This is a genomic window from Bacteroidia bacterium (genome assembly GCA_040880525.1).
Lineage (GTDB): Bacteria > Bacteroidota > Bacteroidia > CAILMK01 > JBBDIG01 > JBBDIG01.
The window spans coordinates 15173-31273 of the sequence record JBBDIG010000049.1 but is presented as its reverse complement, the minus strand read 5'-3'; the positions used below and the strand labels follow the sequence as shown (position 1 = coordinate 31273).

The following is a 16101-nucleotide window of genomic DNA, read 5'->3' as shown; positions in this document are numbered from 1 at the left end:
TTATTCATTGTGTTTTTTTCGTTACGAAGATAAAATATTTGCCAACAGGCTATACTGAGATGCAAAGATTAATAATGCGGTTGTCTCAGTTGTAAGGATTCTATCTAAACGATGCTATTCGCCCTGCTCCTCTGCCCTGATATGCCACTCCATGTCTAGCCGCATAACAAGCGTATCCGTAAAATCTTCGCGGATCATTGCGGCCAGGATCAATTGGAGGGTATCGGATCTCAGATGTTGTGTGAGGTCGTTCCGGTCGGGTGATATGGAGATGAGAGAGGTGCTGTCCAGCAAATTTTGGTAACGGTGGCCAATCAGCACTCTTCCGGTGTCATCGGTTTCGAGATATATACGAATGGAATCCAGGGGTACCGAGATGATTTGCTCTCCGTCCACAGCATTCAGCGTCAGGTGGTTTGTGTTGATATGTGTAATGTTATCCCAATCCAGATGTTGGGCAGCGAGTACGCTGTCCATTTTTACCGTGAAGTCCATTCCAAAAATGATTTCGGCAGGTGCCGCTACAGGCGGTACCGTTACCAGCACAGGTGGCGGATTATAAGGAACCATCAGGTTTACCGGCTGTTCTTCACATGCCTGAAATATTAGCAACGATAACAGCAAGGCCGGAATATTAAAACGAATATGCTTTTTGATCTTCATTTGAATTTTTACTTTTAACCATAAAGAGGATTTTTTTCCAAAAAGGATGCAAGTACTTTTAATTCAAATTTGTGGCCTGTCTCGTAATTAAATAAATTAAAAGAAACTCCCAGTTTTTCCAGGCGTTCCTTTTCATTTGATAAAACATCAGGCGTTACAAATTGATCCTCCGTTCCAGTAATATAATGCAGCGCTGTATTTTTCAGCAACTTTGAGATGGCATTGTCAGGAAGATCGGGCGGAAGCTTGCCACCCCACAAAATGAGGAGTTGTGGCTGCACCTTTCCCAGAGCAGCCCATCGTGCTGCCGTAGATGCTCCCTGCGAAAATCCAAGAATTGTGACAGGAGGGCTCTGGCCTGGAAACAGGTGCCGGTGCAGATGATCCAGATAAAATATATAATCGGAAATTTCCTGCTCGCGACTTTCCTTGGTCATCCAGCTTGCTCCAACACGACCATTGTAGCCTTCCTTGTAATATCTGCTCAGGCCCTCAGGTGCCACCACGAACGCAGCAGGCAATGCGGGTGACAGCCGTTCCAGCATTTGGGCTGCCGAATGGCCGTAGCCGTGAAGCAGGTAAACCACATGGCGGGCGGATTCTGCATTTCCCGCTGTAAAATAGCGTGCAGTCCTGCGGGTTTCAAGAAAATTCTCGCTTATGTTACTAATCATTTCAACCGTTCTTTCAGGTCAAGCCGGTGCTGCCGTGCAGTATCAATGGCAATGTCATATCCTGCATCTGCATGACGGATCACGCCTGTAGCGGGATCATTGTGCAGCACCCTGCGGAGCCGTTTTACCGCATCTGCCGTTCCGTCTGCCACGATCACCATTCCGGCATGAATGGAATAGCCAATGCCCACGCCTCCGCCATGATGCACCGAAACCCAGGAGGCTCCACCGGCTGTATTGATGAGGGCGTTGAGAATAGGCCAGTCGGCAATCGCGTCAGAGCCGTCTTTCATCGCTTCGGTTTCGCGGTTGGGTGAAGCCACCGAGCCGGTATCAAGGTGATCGCGGCCAATGACGATGGGTGCCTTCAATTTGCCTTCCGCCACCATTTGATTGAAAGCGACTCCGGCTTTTTCCCTGGCACCCTGGCCGAGCCAGCATATCCGGCATGGAAGCCCCTGAAAGGCAATTTTATCCTGCGCCATTTTTATCCAGCGGGCAAGCGGTTCATCATTAGGAAAAAGTTCAAGGATCTTTTTGTCAGTTTCATAAATATCCTGCGGATCGCCCGAAAGTGCCGCCCAGCGGAATGGGCCTTTGCCCTCGCAGAAGAGCGGCCGGATGTAGGCCGGAACAAAACCCGGATAATCAAAAGCATTGGCAACGCCCTGCTCCTTAGCGCGTCCACGCAGGTTGTTTCCATAATCAAAGGCAATTGCCCCTTTATCTTTTAATTGCAGAATCAGCTTCACGTGCCGGCCCATGCTTTCATACGCTTTCTTCATATAAGCGGAAGGATCGGACTTTCGCAACTCCTCCCCTTCTTCCACACTGATCCCCTGTGGGAGGTAGCCATTCAGCGGATCATGTGCTGAAGTTTGGTCTGTTACAGTTTCCGGAACGATGTCTCTTTTCAGCAAACGCTCGAGCAGGTCAACAATATTTCCATGGTACGCAATGCTGATGTGCCGTTGCTCCTCCTTCGCATTCAGGGCGTGGTCAATAGCTTCATCTATATCTATATAATATTCATCAAGGTAGCGCGTCTGAATGCGTTTTTCTATCCGCCACTTTTCTACTTCCGCGATGAGCGCAACGCCTTCATTCATGGTGATGGAAAGCGGTTGTGCGCCTCCCATTCCTCCAAGACCAGCGGTAACATTGAGCGTTCCCCGCAGCGATCCGTTAAAATGCTGGTTGGCCATCGCAGCATAGGTTTCGTAAGTTCCCTGCACAATTCCCTGCGAACCGATGTAGATCCAGGAACCGGCCGTCATCTGGCCGTACATCGTCAGTCCCTTTTTCTCAAGTTCCAGGAAATATTCAAACTCCGCCCACTTCGGCACCAGCATAGAATTGGAAATGATCACACGGGGAGCATCCTTGTGGGTCGGTAATATTCCTACCGGCTTTCCCGACTGCACTAATAATGTTTCATCCTCTTCCAGATCCTGCAACGCCTTCATGATCAAAATAAGCGACTCCTTATTTCGGGCAGCTTTACCTGAACCCCCATACACAATGAGTTCTTCAGGTTTTTCAGCTACTTCAGCATCCAGGTTGTTCATCAGCATCCGCAAAGCTGCTTCCTGCACCCAGCCTTTGGTATGAAGAAGCGTACCGGTAGGCGCTTTTATGGTTTTCAGATCAAGATCGGACAGGTTTAATTTCTGAATTCCTGAAGCCATTATTATGATTGATTTTTTATAGGGGTGCAAAGCTAATCAAAGATGGAAGCCATATCCAATGCAGCACACAGGGAATGAAGGAGCTTCAAGCGTCTCCTATTAGGAAATGGATCGCATTGTTTTTAAAAAATATTCCCGGTTTTTCTATCCATTATAATCCAGAAGCGCCTTTGCCTGGATTTCGATGAGAGACATGAACGGGCGGTGCGTCAGTTCCTGCTCTTCCAGATGCTGGTGGATAAACGATAACCGTGGTTTTTGAGGAAGCACCGGCATATCCAGGTAATTGAGAATATCAGTAAAATGACTCAGGGCTAAGGAGCCGCCCTGCGAGCCCGAAGAGATGGCTACCAATGCACAGACTTTTCCTGCCAGGCTGCCGGGATAATCAAGCGCATCAAAAAAAGCCTTCAGCACTCCCGGAAAGGATCCATTATATTCCGGTATAATGATCACAAATTTCTCAGAAGCATCAATCACTTGCTGAAACTTGTTGAATTCAGGATCCTTCCCTGCATTATCAAACATTGCAGAAAACATAAAATCAGGTGGCAATCCCTGCAGATCAAGCACCTCGCAGTTGGCATCCATTCGCCTGAGCGTGGCGGCATAAACATCAGCAACTACGCGGCTATTGGAGAACGGCCGGTTAGTTCCGGCAATGATCGTTATCATAGCCGGCAAATTTAAAGGATTGCAAAATGGCTGCACTTAAAGCCATTTTGCATTTCGTAACTCTTTGTATATTAGCCCTCCCTTTTTTATAGAAACCAAAAGCAATGTGGCGAAAAATCCAGGATTACTTTAGCTTCAGGAAAGCAGAACGAAGAGCCTTGTTGGTACTGGGCTGGTTAATGATCCTGTTCCTGGCAATTTATTATCTGTTGGATTTTTATCACCCCAAAACCGAAGGCGATTTCAGCGAACTGAAGCAAATGGTGGCAGAATACCGCCAGGGCCAGCAATTGGCCACCCATGACACTACTGTAGAAGAATATAATGACTTCGTGGATGAAGAACTTACAACGTCAGAAACCACAAAACCACGATATTTTAAATTTGATCCTAATACAGCTTCTGCCGCTGAGTTTGAAGAATTAGGACTCAAAAGATATGTGGCCGGTAATATTATTAAATACCGCAGCAAAGGCGGCAGCTTTAAAACCAAAGATGATCTATCCCGCATTTACGGCTTGGATGATGAAGTATTCCGGAAAATCCGGCCATTCATTGATCTTCCTGAAGAAGCAGAACGCAAGCCGGATTCTTATTCAGAAAACAACTATCAGTATGAAAGCCGGGATGATTGGAGCAAGCCTGACGAAAAAATCATAGTAGATATTAACCAGGCGGATTCTGCAGAACTAACACTTGTGAGAGGCATCGGCCCGGCTTTCTCTTCAAGGATCATTGCGTACCGCGAACAGTTGGGAGGTTTTGTAGCCAAGGAGCAATTAATGGAAGTATGGGGAATAGACAGTACCCGCTATCCGGAAATTGCCCCTCAGGTCATTTTAAATGACACTTCCATTAAAAGGATAAATATTAACACAGCCGGGTTTGATGAACTTAAAAACCACCCTTATATCCGGTATAAAATTGCGAATGCCATAGTGAACTACAGGGAACAGCATGGAGCCTATTCAGATATAAATGAGCTTAGGAAGATTCATCTTATAAACAAGGACCAGTTTGAAAAACTTGAAATCTATGTGGTTGCCGGAGTATCAGCAAGCGAATAATTCTTTTCATAATTTTGCCAAAATTTAATAAATGGATTTTAGCCAGAATGAGAACCAGCGCATGATTGCGGAAATGATCCGTGACTTTGGAGAAAAGAAGATCAGGCCGAATATTATGAAATGGGACGAGTCCCAGGAGTTTCCTGTCTCTGTCATGAAAGAGCTTGGAGAACTTGGACTTATGGGTGTGCTGGTTCCTCAGGAATATAAAGGATCCGGATTTGGCTACCTGGAATATGTGACGGTGATAAGCGAGATCGGTAAAATTGATCCTTCAATCGGCCTATCGGTGGCCGCGCATAATTCGCTTTGTACCGGCCATATAATGCAGTTTGGTAACGCTGCGCAAAAGAAGAAATACCTCCCTAAACTTGCCACAGCCGAATGGATTGGTGCATGGGGTCTTACAGAACCCAATACGGGGTCTGATGCCGGAAATATGAAAACCACTGCAGTAAAGGATGGAGATCATTATGTGATCAACGGTGCTAAAAATTTCATTACTCATGGCAAAAGCGGTGATGTGGCAGTCGTAATAATTCGCACAGGCGAAACCGGAGATTCGCACGGGATGACAGCATTCATAATTGATAAGGGCACTCCGGGATTTAAGGCCGGGCGAAAAGAAGATAAACTGGGAATGCGTGCCTCTGAAACCACTGAATTGATATTCGAGGACTGCCGGGTGCATAAAGATCAAATCCTTGACAAAGAGGGTGAAGGGTTTGTGCAGGCAATGAAAGTGCTGGACGGGGGACGAATATCCATAGCTGCCCTTTCGCTGGGTGTTGCAAAAGGCGCTTATGAAGCCGCACTGAACTATTCCAAGGAGCGCCATCAATTTAACCGGCCCATCGCGGATTTTCAGGCCATTCAGTTCAAGCTGGCAGACATGGCCCTAGAGATAGAAAACGCAGAACTCCTGACTTTAAAAGCAGCCGACATAAAGAACCGTGGAGAAAAAGTCACAACTATTTCCTCAATGGCAAAATATTATGCTTCTGAGATCTGTGTCAAAATTTCCAATGAAGCCGTGCAGATTTTTGGTGGTTATGGCTACATCAAAGATTATCCGGTAGAGAAATTTTACCGCGATTCGAAACTCTGCACCATCGGAGAAGGTACTTCAGAGATACAGAAGCTCGTCATTAGCCGCGAACTTCTTCGCAATTAAAGAGCAGGAAGCAGTCGTTCAAATCCCGATTCCTTTTTTCTACCTTTGCGGGCCAAAATAAAATAACATTATGATCAAAGTGTCTATTAAGGAGAATGAATCAATTGACCGCGCCTTGAAACGCTTCAAGAAAAAGCTTGAAAAGAGCGGTGTTTTCCGTGAGTATCGTAGCCGTCAGTTCTTTGTAAAGCCTTCAGTTGAAAGGCGTACCGAAGTTATTAAAGCGGGCTATCGCGAGCATATGCGTCAACAGGAAAGCTAATTCATGCCCTGATGGACCGGCACCTGGAGCACTTCTCGTCCTGGCTCAGAGATGAAAAGAAATATTCCCATCACACCATTACTGCCTATCTTAATGACGTATCTGGATTTTTGGAGTATGCCGGTGTCTTTTACGAAATCTCAACTATTCAGGAAATAGAGGAGCAGCACGTAAAATCCTGGATTGCCGCACTTAGCCAAAATGGTATTTCCGCATCCTCAATCGGCCGAAAACGTTCCTCACTAAGTACTTTTTTTGGATACCTGATGATAGCAAACATATTAGCAGAAAACCCGGCTAAGAGAGTACTCCCTCCAAAAAGGACAGAAACGGTTATCCGCAATCCTTCTGAAAAGGAATTACTGAAGCTTCTGGACCGCATAGCATTCCCTGATACGTATGAAGGCCACCGGGATAGACTAATGTTGGAGTTGCTTTATGGTACCGGCATCCGGCTTGGTGAATTGGTAAAACTTAAAATTGAAGACGTAAATCTGGTAGATGGCTTTATTAAGGTACACGGAAAAGGAAATAAAGAACGCCTCATTCCGCTGCATAAAAAGCTGATTGAAGAATTCAAGACTTTTCTCCAAGTTCAGAAGGAAAGACATAATTCAGCGGCCAACGTTATAACAACCGATAAAGGAAAGCCTGCATACGAGATGCTTATTTACAGGACGATCAAAAACTATTTGTCGCAAGTAACTTCGCTTGAGAAGCGAAGCCCACATATACTCCGTCATTCTTTTGCTACTCATTTGCTGAACCGGGGTGCGGATCTCAACGCGATAAAAGAATTACTTGGCCATAATAGCCTGGCAGCAACGCAGGTTTATACCCACGTCTCCATTGAAAAATTAAAACAATCATACAAGCAGGCTCATCCCAGAGCCGGCAAGAAGTAAAAGCTCATTCCATGAAAGTAGAATTCGAAAAAATACCTGAAGGAGTCAATAGTCAACTTACTGAACTGATTGAACGCAAACTTCAAAAGCTGGAGCGCTACTATGAAAATATAGTACATACCGTAGTTTATCTGCGAGAAAATGGCGGTGTGAGTAAAGAGCTAGAGGTAAAACTAATAGTGAAGGATCAGACATTATTTGTAAAAGAAGATGCCACCACCTTCGAAGAAGCGCTTGAAAAAGCCATAGAAACAATGAGCCGGCAACTCAAAAAGTACAAGGATAAACTGAAGGAAAAATAAAAGGGAAAATGATTACATTTAATCGCAGCCCTTTTCTATATCTTTGCAGTCCTTTTTTTGGCGGTGGCACGCCATAATGTTCTTTAAATTATTGAAAATAATTGTTGCCGATGTAGCTCAGCTGGCCAGAGCGGCTGACTTGTAATCAGCGGGTCGGGGGTTCGAATCCCTCCATCGGCTCAAAGAAATACAAATTTGGGGAGATACCAAAGTGGCCAACTGGGGCAGACTGTAAATCTGCTGGCTTATGCCTTCGTAGGTTCGAATCCTGCTCTCCCCACGTAGTTCGATTAAAGGTTTATAATTAGCAAATCAACGCTTCCAAACGATCTGCTATCTATTAATCCAAAATCTTGTTAAAAAGCGGGAGTAGCTCAGATGGCTAGAGCATCAGCCTTCCAAGCTGAGGGTCGTGGGTTCGAGCCCCATTTCCCGCTCTTTTTTTGTAGCCGATGTAGCTCAGTGGTAGAGCGCGTCCTTGGTAAGGACGAGGTCACGGGTTCAAGTCCCGTCATTGGCTCGAATTTCCGTTAAATCTAAAATATTTTCACACCGAAATCAATCTAAGTGTTTAGCTATGGCAAAGGAAAAATTTGAAAGGAGTAAGCCTCACGTAAACATTGGTACGATTGGCCACGTAGACCACGGTAAAACTACCCTGACTGCAGCCATCACTACTGTATTATCATCAAAAGGTTTTGCTGAAACGCGTTCATTCGATTCAATTGATAACGCACCTGAAGAAAAGGAAAGAGGTATTACCATTAATACTTCGCATGTAGAATATCAGACGGATAGTCGCCATTATGCTCACGTTGACTGTCCAGGTCACGCTGACTATGTTAAAAACATGGTTACAGGTGCTGCCCAAATGGACGGTGCTATCCTTGTTGTAGCAGCAACGGATGGACCTATGCCTCAAACCCGTGAACACATCTTGCTGGCCCGCCAGGTAGGTGTACCAAAGCTTGTCGTATTCATGAATAAGGTGGATATGGTAGACGATGAAGAATTGCTGGACCTTGTTGAAATGGAAATTCGCGATCTGCTCTCTTTCTACGATTTTGACGGAGATAACACACCCATCATTCGCGGCTCTGCATTAGGAGCCCTTAATGGTGAAGAGCAGTGGGTGAAAACAGTTGAAGAACTGATGACGGCAGTGGATGAATTTGTCCCTGTACCACCCCGCGCTACAGAGCTTAAATTCCTCATGCCAATTGAAGATATTTTTTCAATCACCGGTCGTGGTACTGTCGCCACCGGAAGAATTGAAAAAGGAATCATAAACACAGGGGATCCTGTAGAAATAGTTGGATTCTCAGAGCAACCACTGAAGAGCACCGTAACCGGAGTAGAAATGTTCCGGAAGTTGCTTGACAGAGGTGAAGCAGGCGATAACGCTGGAATTCTGCTCAGAGGAATTGAAAAAACACAGATTAAAAGAGGGATGGTAATTGCCGCACCTGGCTCCATCACTCCGCACACAGAATTTAAAGCCGAGGTATATATCCTGAAAAAAGAAGAAGGCGGACGCCACACTCCTTTTTTCAACAAATACCGTCCTCAGTTTTATCTGCGTACAACAGATGTTACCGGAGAAATCACGCTTCCTGAAAATGTGGAAATGATTATGCCGGGAGACAATGTAACCATAAGCGTAAAGCTGATAGCTCCGGTCGCACTTGACAAAGGTCTTCGCTTTGCGATTCGCGAAGGTGGACGTACGGTAGGTGCCGGCCAGGTTACTGAGATTGACAAATAATTAATCCTTTAAACAGGACACGGGTGTAGCTCAGTTGGTAGAGCAGTGGTCTCCAAAACCAAAGGTCGTGAGTTCGAATCTTACCACCCGTGCTAAGCAATAATTCTATGCTTGAAAAGTGGAGAAATTCTTTAAAGCTCACCGTGGACGAGTTGCTGTACAAAGTAACCTGGCCTACCTGGGAGGAGCTGCAGGAAAGCGCAATAATTACATTGATTGCATCTTTGATAATCGCACTGTTGGTTTTTATTATGGACACAGTGTTTGAAAATACATTTGAGGTGTTTTATGAGATCTTTCAATAAATAAGGCGCTTCTAAAATGAGCGAATTTAAGTGGTATGTGGTAAGGGTAATAACTGGTCAGGAAAAGAAACTCAAGCAGTATATTGAGCTGGAACTGAACAGGAGTAACCTGCTGGAAAATGTAAACCAGATCCTGATTCCAATGGAAAAGGTGGTGCAGTTGCGCAAAGGGAAAAAGGTTACCAAGGAAAGAAATTATTACCCCGGATATATTCTGGTGGAAGCGAATCTGATCGGGGAAGTGGAGCACACCATCCGGTCAATTAACGGAGTTGTGGGATTTCTAGGCAGCAAGGGTGAACCTATTCCAATGCGTCCGGCAGAAGTAAACCGTATCCTCGGAAAAGTGGATGAACTGGTAGATGAGGGTGAAAGCCTCGAAGTTCCTTTCATGGTAGGAGAAGCGGTAAAGGTAATTGACGGGCCGTTCAACAGTTTTACAGGAGTGATCGAAGATATCAACGAAGAAAAGAAAAAGCTGAAGGTCATTGTCAAGATCTTTGGACGGAGAACTCCGGTGGAATTGAATTACATGCAAGTAGAAAAAGATTAGTAAAATAAGCTATGGCTAAAGAAGTAACAGGTTTTGTGAAACTACAAATCCGGGGCGGAGCAGCCAACCCTTCTCCCCCGGTAGGTCCGGCATTGGGCGCGAAAGGCGTGAACATAATGGAGTTCTGCAAGGCTTTTAATGCCCGTACTCAGGAAAATCAAGGGAAACTGTTACCGGTAGTGATTACAGTATATGCTGATAAGTCATTTGACTTCATCATTAAGACACCACCGGTTGCTTCCCAACTTTTGGAAGCAACAAAAATCAAAAAGGGTTCTGCCGAACCCAACCGGCTTAAAGTGACCTCCGTAAGCTGGAATCAGGTGAAAGTTATTGCTGAAGAGAAAATGCCTGACCTGAATACGGCAAAAGTTGAATCGGCCATGCGAATGGTTGCAGGCACTGCGAGAAGTATGGGAATCACAGTCTCCGGAACACCACCCTGGAATAAATAAAACACAGCAGACAAATGGTTAAGCTGACGAAAAAATATAAAGAAGCAGTTTCTAAGGTTGAGCAGAATAAAGCTTATGATCTGGAAAAAGCATCCGGACTTTTAAAGGACATTACCTTCACGAAGTTTGACGCGGCTGTTGATCTGGATATCCGGCTTGGGGTAGACCCGAGGAAGGCCAATCAAATGGTGCGCGGCACGGTGGCTCTCCCACATGGAATTGGTAAGGAGGTCAGGATCCTGGCGCTTGCTACAGGAGATAAGGAAAAGGAAGCAAAAGAGGCCGGAGCGGACCATGCCGGACTTGATGAATTCCTGCAAAAAATTGAACAGGGATGGCTCGATTTTGATGTAATCGTTACCACTCCGGATGTTATGCCTAAAATAGGCCGCTATGGAAAGATACTTGGTCCAAGAGGACTGATGCCAAACCCCAAAAGCGGGACCGTAACCATGGATCTGGCTAAAACTATTACAGAGATCAAAGCTGGTAAGATTGATTTTAAAGTTGACCGTTATGGAATCGTTCATGCCACCATAGGACGGGTATCCTTTACTCCTGATAAGATCTTTGAAAATGCAAAGGAATTGCTTCAAACTATTTCAAGGCTGAAGCCCTCTGCGTCAAAGGGTACTTATTTTAAATCTATCACAATGAGCAGCACCATGAGCCCAGGTATTTCAATAGACGCTAAGTCAGTACCCGGTATATAAAAATGGCTATGAAAAAGGAAGATAAATACACGATTGTTCAGGAACTAAGTGAACAATTACAAGAGAATAAGAACTTTTACATCGCGGACATTTCCACCCTTCCGGTGAATACTTCGAATGATTTCAGAAAGAAAGCCATTGAAAAGGGTATTTCGATTCGAATGGTAAAGAATACACTTATCAAGAAAGCACTGGAAAAAGCGAACATAGAAATAGAAGGCTTGTCTGATGCGCTGGTAGGCCCCTCTGCCCTGATTTTTTCTGAGAACGTAAATGCCCCGGCAAGAGTCATCAAAGAATTCAGAAGGGATAAGGAGAAGCCATCTGTTAAAGCAGCCTACATTGAAGAATCACTTTATCTGGGAGATGATCAGATAGAAGCATTGATCAGTCTGAAGTCAAAAGAAGAACTCATTGCAGATGTTATTGCACTGCTGCAATCTCCGATAAAGAATGTCATCAGCGGGCTTACAGGCCAGGGACAGAAAATCGCTGGAATCCTTAAGACTCTTTCCGAGAAAGAGGAATAAGAAAGAAATTACAATTGAAATTATTCATTTTACTAACTCTAAATTTTTAGAATACAATGGCAGACGTTAAAGAAATAGCAGATCAACTTGTGAATCTGACTGTCAAAGAAGTTAACGAATTGGCGCAAATCCTGAAAGATGAGCATGGTATTGAGCCTGCCGCAGCCCCGGTTGCAGTAGCTGCCGGTGCAGGTGGTGGCGAAGCGGCTGAAGCAGCCGTGCAGACTGAATTCGATGTCATTCTTAAGGCACCAGGAGGCGCAAAGCTGAATGTAGTTAAGCTTGTTAAAGAACTTACCGGTCTTGGTCTCAAGGAGGCTAAAGAATTGGTAGACAATGCACCCAGGCCCGTGAAAGAAGGCGTAGCCAAAGACGAAGCAGAAAGTGTTAAAGCTAAATTAGAAGAAGCAGGGGCCGAGGTTGAAGTTAAATAACCAGAGTTGTATACCAAAACCCGAGTAGGTTTTGGGCGGAGACCTGACAAGAAATTGGCAGGTCTTTTCCTGTTTTGGGGCAATTGCATTCCAGTTTCACTTTATTTAAAATTTTACCACCTTGAAAGACACTATAAAAACCAGCAGAATAAGCTTCGCTGAAGATGAAAATGCGCTTGCTTATCCTGACTTTCTTGAGGTACAGGTACAGTCGTTCCACGACTTTTTTCAATTAGAAACCAGTCCTGACCAAAGAATTAACGAAGGGTTATATAAAGTATTTACCGAGAATTTCCCCATCACAGATGCACGAAACCTGTTCGTTCTGGAATTTCTCGATTATTTTATTGATCCTCCTAAATATTCAGTGGAAGAATGCATTGAACGCGGACTTACATATAATGTAGCGCTCAAGGCAAAGCTGAAGCTATATTGCACAGATGAAGAACACGAGGATTTTGAAACCATCGTGCAGGATGTATATTTAGGTACCATCCCTTATATGTCCGACCGAGGTACTTTCATTATCAATGGTTCTGAAAGGATCATCGTTTCTCAACTCCACAGGTCTCCGGGAGTATTTTTCAGCCAGAGCTTCCATACCAACGGTTCCCGGCTTTATTCCGCACGGGTCATTCCTTTCAAGGGATCATGGATGGAATTTGCCACGGACGTCAATAACGTGATGTTTTCCTATATTGACAGAAGGAAAAAGTTCCCGGTCACCACGCTTCTCCGCGCTATCGGTTTCGAATCTGATAAAGACATTCTTGAGATCTTTGGTCTCTCAGAAGAGGTGGCGGTTTCTAAGACCAAACTCAAATCGGTATTGGGGCGTAAACTTGCAGCAAGGGTTCTTAGGAAATGGATTGAGGATTTTGTGGATGAAGATACCGGTGAGGTAGTTTCAATAGAAAGAAATGAGATTATCCTTGAGCGCGACACGGTGCTGCAGGAAGATCATATTGATCTGATCCTGAACGCAAGTGTCAAATCCGTAATTCTTCACAGGGAAGACACAGATGCCGGTGAATATGAGATCATTTATAATACGCTTCAAAAGGATCCTTCCAATTCCGGAAAAGAAGCGTTGGAGCATATTTATCGCCAGCTCAGAAATGCTGATCCACCGGATGAGGAAACCGCCCGCGGTATTATTGACAGGCTGTTTTTTAGCGACAAACGCTATGACCTGGGTGATGTAGGCCGTTACCGGATCAATAAAAAACTTGGGCTCACAATTTCCTCGGATGTACGGGTACTCACCACAGAGGACATCATTTCGATCATAAAATACCTGATCCGCTTAAGCAATGCAAAGACGGATGTTGACGATATTGACCACCTGAGCAACAGGCGGGTAAGAACCGTGGGCGAGCAGCTCTACACCCAGTTTGGAGTGGGCCTGGCGCGTATGGCAAGAACCATTCGTGAAAGGATGAACGTTCGCGACAACGAAGTATTTACGCCCACAGACCTGATCAATTCCAGGACGCTTTCCTCGGTCATTAATTCATTTTTCGGAACCAACCAGCTCAGCCAGTTCATGGATCAAACCAATCCGCTGGCAGAAATTACGCACAAGAGAAGACTTTCTGCCCTCGGGCCAGGTGGACTTTCGCGTGAGCGCGCAGGTTTTGAAGTGCGTGATGTTCACTATACACACTATGGCCGCCTCTGTACCATCGAAACACCGGAAGGTCCGAATATCGGTTTGATCTCCTCACTCTCCGTATATGCAAAGATCAATAGCATGGGCTTTATTGAGACGCCCTATCGCGAAGTGCAGCAAGGCGTAGTTCAGACCACAGGAACTGTACATTATCTCAGTGCTGAGGAGGAGGATGATAAGATCATCGCACAGGCAAACGCTCCGCTGGAAGAAGATGGCAAGTTTACCAACGATAAAGTAAAAGTACGCCAGGGAGGTGAATTCCTGATTGTTGACGACAAGCAGGTTCATTTCATGGACGTGTCTCCAAACCAGATCGTTTCCATCGCGGCTTCGCTTATCCCTTTCCTGGAACATGATGATGCCAACCGTGCGCTCATGGGTAGTAACATGCAACGGCAGGCCGTGCCATTGCTCCGTCCTGAAGCTCCATTTGTAGGTACTGGTATTGAAGGCCGCATTGCGCGTGATTCCAGAATGTTGGCTACAGCCGAACATGATGGCGTGGTGGAATATGCCGATTCAGCCAAGATCATTGTACGATATGATAAAAGTGAAGAAGAGCAATTGCTCGATTTTGAGGGTGATACAAAAACCTATGATCTGATTAAATTCAGGAGAACCAACCAGAACACCGCAATTAACCTCAAGCCAATTGTCAAAAAAGGTGACCGGGTTTCAGCAGGCCAGATTCTGGTGGATGGTTTTGCTACCGAAAAAGGAGAGTTGGCACTTGGCCGTAACCTGATGGTGGCCTTTATGCCCTGGCAGGGTTACAACTTTGAAGATGCAATTGTAATATCCGAACGCGTGGTGCGTGAGGATCTCTTCACCTCTATCCATGTTCAGGAATATGAATTAGATGTTCGGGATACAAAGCGAGGGACCGAAGAATTCACGGATGACATTCCCAATGTTAGCGAAGAAGCCACAAAAAATCTGGACGAAAACGGATTGATCCGTATTGGTGCGGAAATAAGAGAAGGCGATATTCTCATCGGCAAAATCACTCCGAAAGGTGAAACAGAACCATCTCCTGAAGAAAAACTACTGCGTGCTATTTTTGGTGAAAAGGCAGGTGATGTTAAGGATGTTTCTCTGAGAGTGCCTCCTTCCGTTACAGGGTATGTTATTAAAAAACAACTTTTTGAGCGGGCTAAAAAGGATAAAAGCTCCAAAGACAAGGACAAAGCACTCTTGGTAAAGCTTGAGGCCGAATACTCAAAAAATATTGCTTCCATCAAGGATATGCTGGTGGAGAAGCTGATGACCGTGCTGAGCAATAAAACCACTAAGGGCATCAAGAATATTTATGGTGAAGAATTAATTCCAAAAGGATCAAAATTCAACCAAAAATTACTGGCTAAAATTGATTATTCGCTTGTTGATCCAAACGACTGGACTACAGATGAAAACAAGAACGGGTTGGTAAAAAGGTTGTTGATGAACTATAAGCGGAAAGTGAATGAAGAAGTGGGCCGCTTTAAGAGAAGACAGTTCGCCATTACGATAGGAGATGAACTCCCTGCTGGAGTATTGAAACTTGCGAAAGTTTATATAGCGCAGAAGCGGAAGCTGAAGGTAGGCGATAAAATGGCAGGCCGACATGGAAACAAAGGTGTGGTTGCCAAGATAGTTCCGCAGGAAGATATGCCGTTCCTTGAGGACGGATCTCCGGTGGATATCGTGCTGAACCCGTTGGGTGTACCTTCCCGGATGAACCTGGGGCAGATCTACGAATCAGTCCTGGCCTGGGCCGGTAAAAAGCTGGGAGTAAAATTCGCTACTCCGATTTTTGATGGAGCTTCTATTGATGAGATCAATGGATACATTAAGGATGCGAAACTGCCGCAACACGGGAAAACGTATCTCTTTGACGGAATGAGTGGTGAGCGCTTTGATCAGCCCACAACGGTCGGTGTGATTTATATGCTTAAGCTCATCCACATGATAGATGATAAGATGCACGCCCGCTCTATCGGACCGTACTCACTCATTACGCAACAGCCACTTGGCGGTAAAAGCCAGTTTGGTGGACAGCGTTTCGGTGAAATGGAGGTGTGGGCGCTAGAAGCATTTGGTGCCTCTAACATCTTGCAGGAAGTGCTTACCGTTAAATCTGACGACATTATCGGCAGAGCTAAAACATACGAGGCCATCGTGAAGGGCGATAATCTTCCCGATCCTGGTATTCCTGAGTCTTTCAATGTACTTATCCACGAACTGAAAGGACTGGCACTTCAACTTAACTTAGATTAACCTGA

The 16101-nt window shown here is 45.1% G+C and carries 17 protein-coding genes and 5 tRNA genes; 18 read left to right on the top strand and 4 right to left on the bottom strand.

The genetic code is table 11. The features are described from left to right. Window positions 1-114: 114 nt before the first annotated feature. From WD077_13735 to WD077_13720, 4 genes are all read right to left on the bottom strand, one after another. On the bottom strand, window positions 115-663 hold the full coding sequence (locus tag WD077_13735; protein ID MEX0968292.1) for a hypothetical protein: 549 nt from the start codon (window positions 661-663) through the stop codon (window positions 115-117). Window positions 664-677: 14 nt separating this feature from the next. Next, window positions 678-1337: a phospholipase gene (locus WD077_13730; GenBank protein ID MEX0968291.1), complete on the bottom strand. Its 660-nt coding sequence runs from the start codon at window positions 1335-1337 to the stop codon at window positions 678-680. Continuing rightward, a complete protein-coding gene (gene hutU, locus WD077_13725; GenBank protein ID MEX0968290.1) occupies window positions 1334-3025 on the bottom strand; it encodes a urocanate hydratase in 1692 nt (563 codons plus the stop codon). The genes WD077_13730 and hutU overlap by 4 nt, the downstream gene beginning before the upstream one ends. A gap of 144 nt (window positions 3026-3169) precedes the next feature. Next, complete coding sequence (locus WD077_13720) at window positions 3170-3700, bottom strand: NAD(P)H-dependent oxidoreductase (GenBank protein ID MEX0968289.1); 531 nt, start codon at window positions 3698-3700, stop codon at window positions 3170-3172. 104 nt (window positions 3701-3804) lie between these two features. Here WD077_13720 and WD077_13715 point away from each other — a divergent pair, with 104 nt between their 5' ends. The 18 genes from WD077_13715 (at window position 3805) to rpoB (ending at window position 16096) form a co-directional block, all read left to right on the top strand. Then, window positions 3805-4767 carry a helix-hairpin-helix domain-containing protein gene (locus WD077_13715; protein MEX0968288.1) on the top strand — a complete coding sequence of 321 codons (963 nt, stop codon included), beginning with the start codon at window positions 3805-3807 and terminating at the stop codon, window positions 4765-4767. A 31-nt stretch (window positions 4768-4798) separates the two neighbouring features. Continuing rightward, on the top strand, window positions 4799-5941 hold the full coding sequence (locus WD077_13710) for an acyl-CoA dehydrogenase family protein (protein ID MEX0968287.1): 1143 nt from the start codon (window positions 4799-4801) through the stop codon (window positions 5939-5941). Between the two features lie 70 nt (window positions 5942-6011). Further along, window positions 6012-6203, top strand: a complete 192-nt coding sequence (gene rpsU / locus WD077_13705; GenBank protein ID MEX0968286.1) for a 30S ribosomal protein S21 — start codon at window positions 6012-6014, stop codon at window positions 6201-6203. Window positions 6204-6214: 11 nt separating this feature from the next. Continuing rightward, entirely contained in the window at window positions 6215-7108 is an 894-nt protein-coding gene (locus WD077_13700) for a tyrosine-type recombinase/integrase (protein ID MEX0968285.1), read from the top strand. An 11-nt stretch (window positions 7109-7119) separates the two neighbouring features. Further along, window positions 7120-7410, top strand: a complete 291-nt coding sequence (gene raiA / locus WD077_13695) for a ribosome-associated translation inhibitor RaiA (GenBank protein MEX0968284.1) — start codon at window positions 7120-7122, stop codon at window positions 7408-7410. Between the two features lie 106 nt (window positions 7411-7516). Next, window positions 7517-7590, top strand: a tRNA-Thr gene (locus WD077_13690). Window positions 7591-7607: 17 nt separating this feature from the next. Then, a tRNA-Tyr gene (locus WD077_13685) sits at window positions 7608-7690 on the top strand. Window positions 7691-7773: 83 nt separating this feature from the next. Further along, a tRNA-Gly gene (locus WD077_13680) sits at window positions 7774-7847 on the top strand. Window positions 7848-7858: 11 nt separating this feature from the next. Further along, a tRNA-Thr gene (locus tag WD077_13675) sits at window positions 7859-7930 on the top strand. A 57-nt stretch (window positions 7931-7987) separates the two neighbouring features. Beyond that, a complete protein-coding gene (tuf, locus tag WD077_13670) occupies window positions 7988-9175 on the top strand; it encodes an elongation factor Tu (GenBank protein MEX0968283.1) in 1188 nt (395 codons plus the stop codon). A 19-nt stretch (window positions 9176-9194) separates the two neighbouring features. Next, window positions 9195-9267, top strand: a tRNA-Trp gene (locus WD077_13665). Window positions 9268-9282: 15 nt separating this feature from the next. Then, window positions 9283-9480 carry a preprotein translocase subunit SecE gene (gene secE, locus WD077_13660; GenBank protein MEX0968282.1) on the top strand — a complete coding sequence of 66 codons (198 nt, stop codon included), beginning with the start codon at window positions 9283-9285 and terminating at the stop codon, window positions 9478-9480. Between the two features lie 16 nt (window positions 9481-9496). Next, the gene (nusG, locus tag WD077_13655; protein ID MEX0968281.1) at window positions 9497-10033 is read left to right on the top strand and encodes a transcription termination/antitermination protein NusG; all 537 of its coding nucleotides are present in this window, start codon (window positions 9497-9499) and stop codon (window positions 10031-10033) included. 11 nt (window positions 10034-10044) lie between these two features. Next, the gene (rplK, locus tag WD077_13650; protein ID MEX0968280.1) at window positions 10045-10488 is read left to right on the top strand and encodes a 50S ribosomal protein L11; all 444 of its coding nucleotides are present in this window, start codon (window positions 10045-10047) and stop codon (window positions 10486-10488) included. A 14-nt stretch (window positions 10489-10502) separates the two neighbouring features. Further along, window positions 10503-11201: a 50S ribosomal protein L1 gene (gene rplA / locus WD077_13645; protein ID MEX0968279.1), complete on the top strand. Its 699-nt coding sequence runs from the start codon at window positions 10503-10505 to the stop codon at window positions 11199-11201. A gap of 8 nt (window positions 11202-11209) precedes the next feature. Then, window positions 11210-11731, top strand: coding sequence for a 50S ribosomal protein L10 (rplJ, locus tag WD077_13640; GenBank protein MEX0968278.1), 522 nt, complete (start codon window positions 11210-11212; stop codon window positions 11729-11731). Window positions 11732-11787: 56 nt separating this feature from the next. Beyond that, entirely contained in the window at window positions 11788-12165 is a 378-nt protein-coding gene (rplL, locus tag WD077_13635; GenBank protein MEX0968277.1) for a 50S ribosomal protein L7/L12, read from the top strand. 121 nt (window positions 12166-12286) lie between these two features. Beyond that, a complete protein-coding gene (gene rpoB, locus WD077_13630; GenBank protein MEX0968276.1) occupies window positions 12287-16096 on the top strand; it encodes a DNA-directed RNA polymerase subunit beta in 3810 nt (1269 codons plus the stop codon). Window positions 16097-16101: the final 5 nt, after the last annotated feature.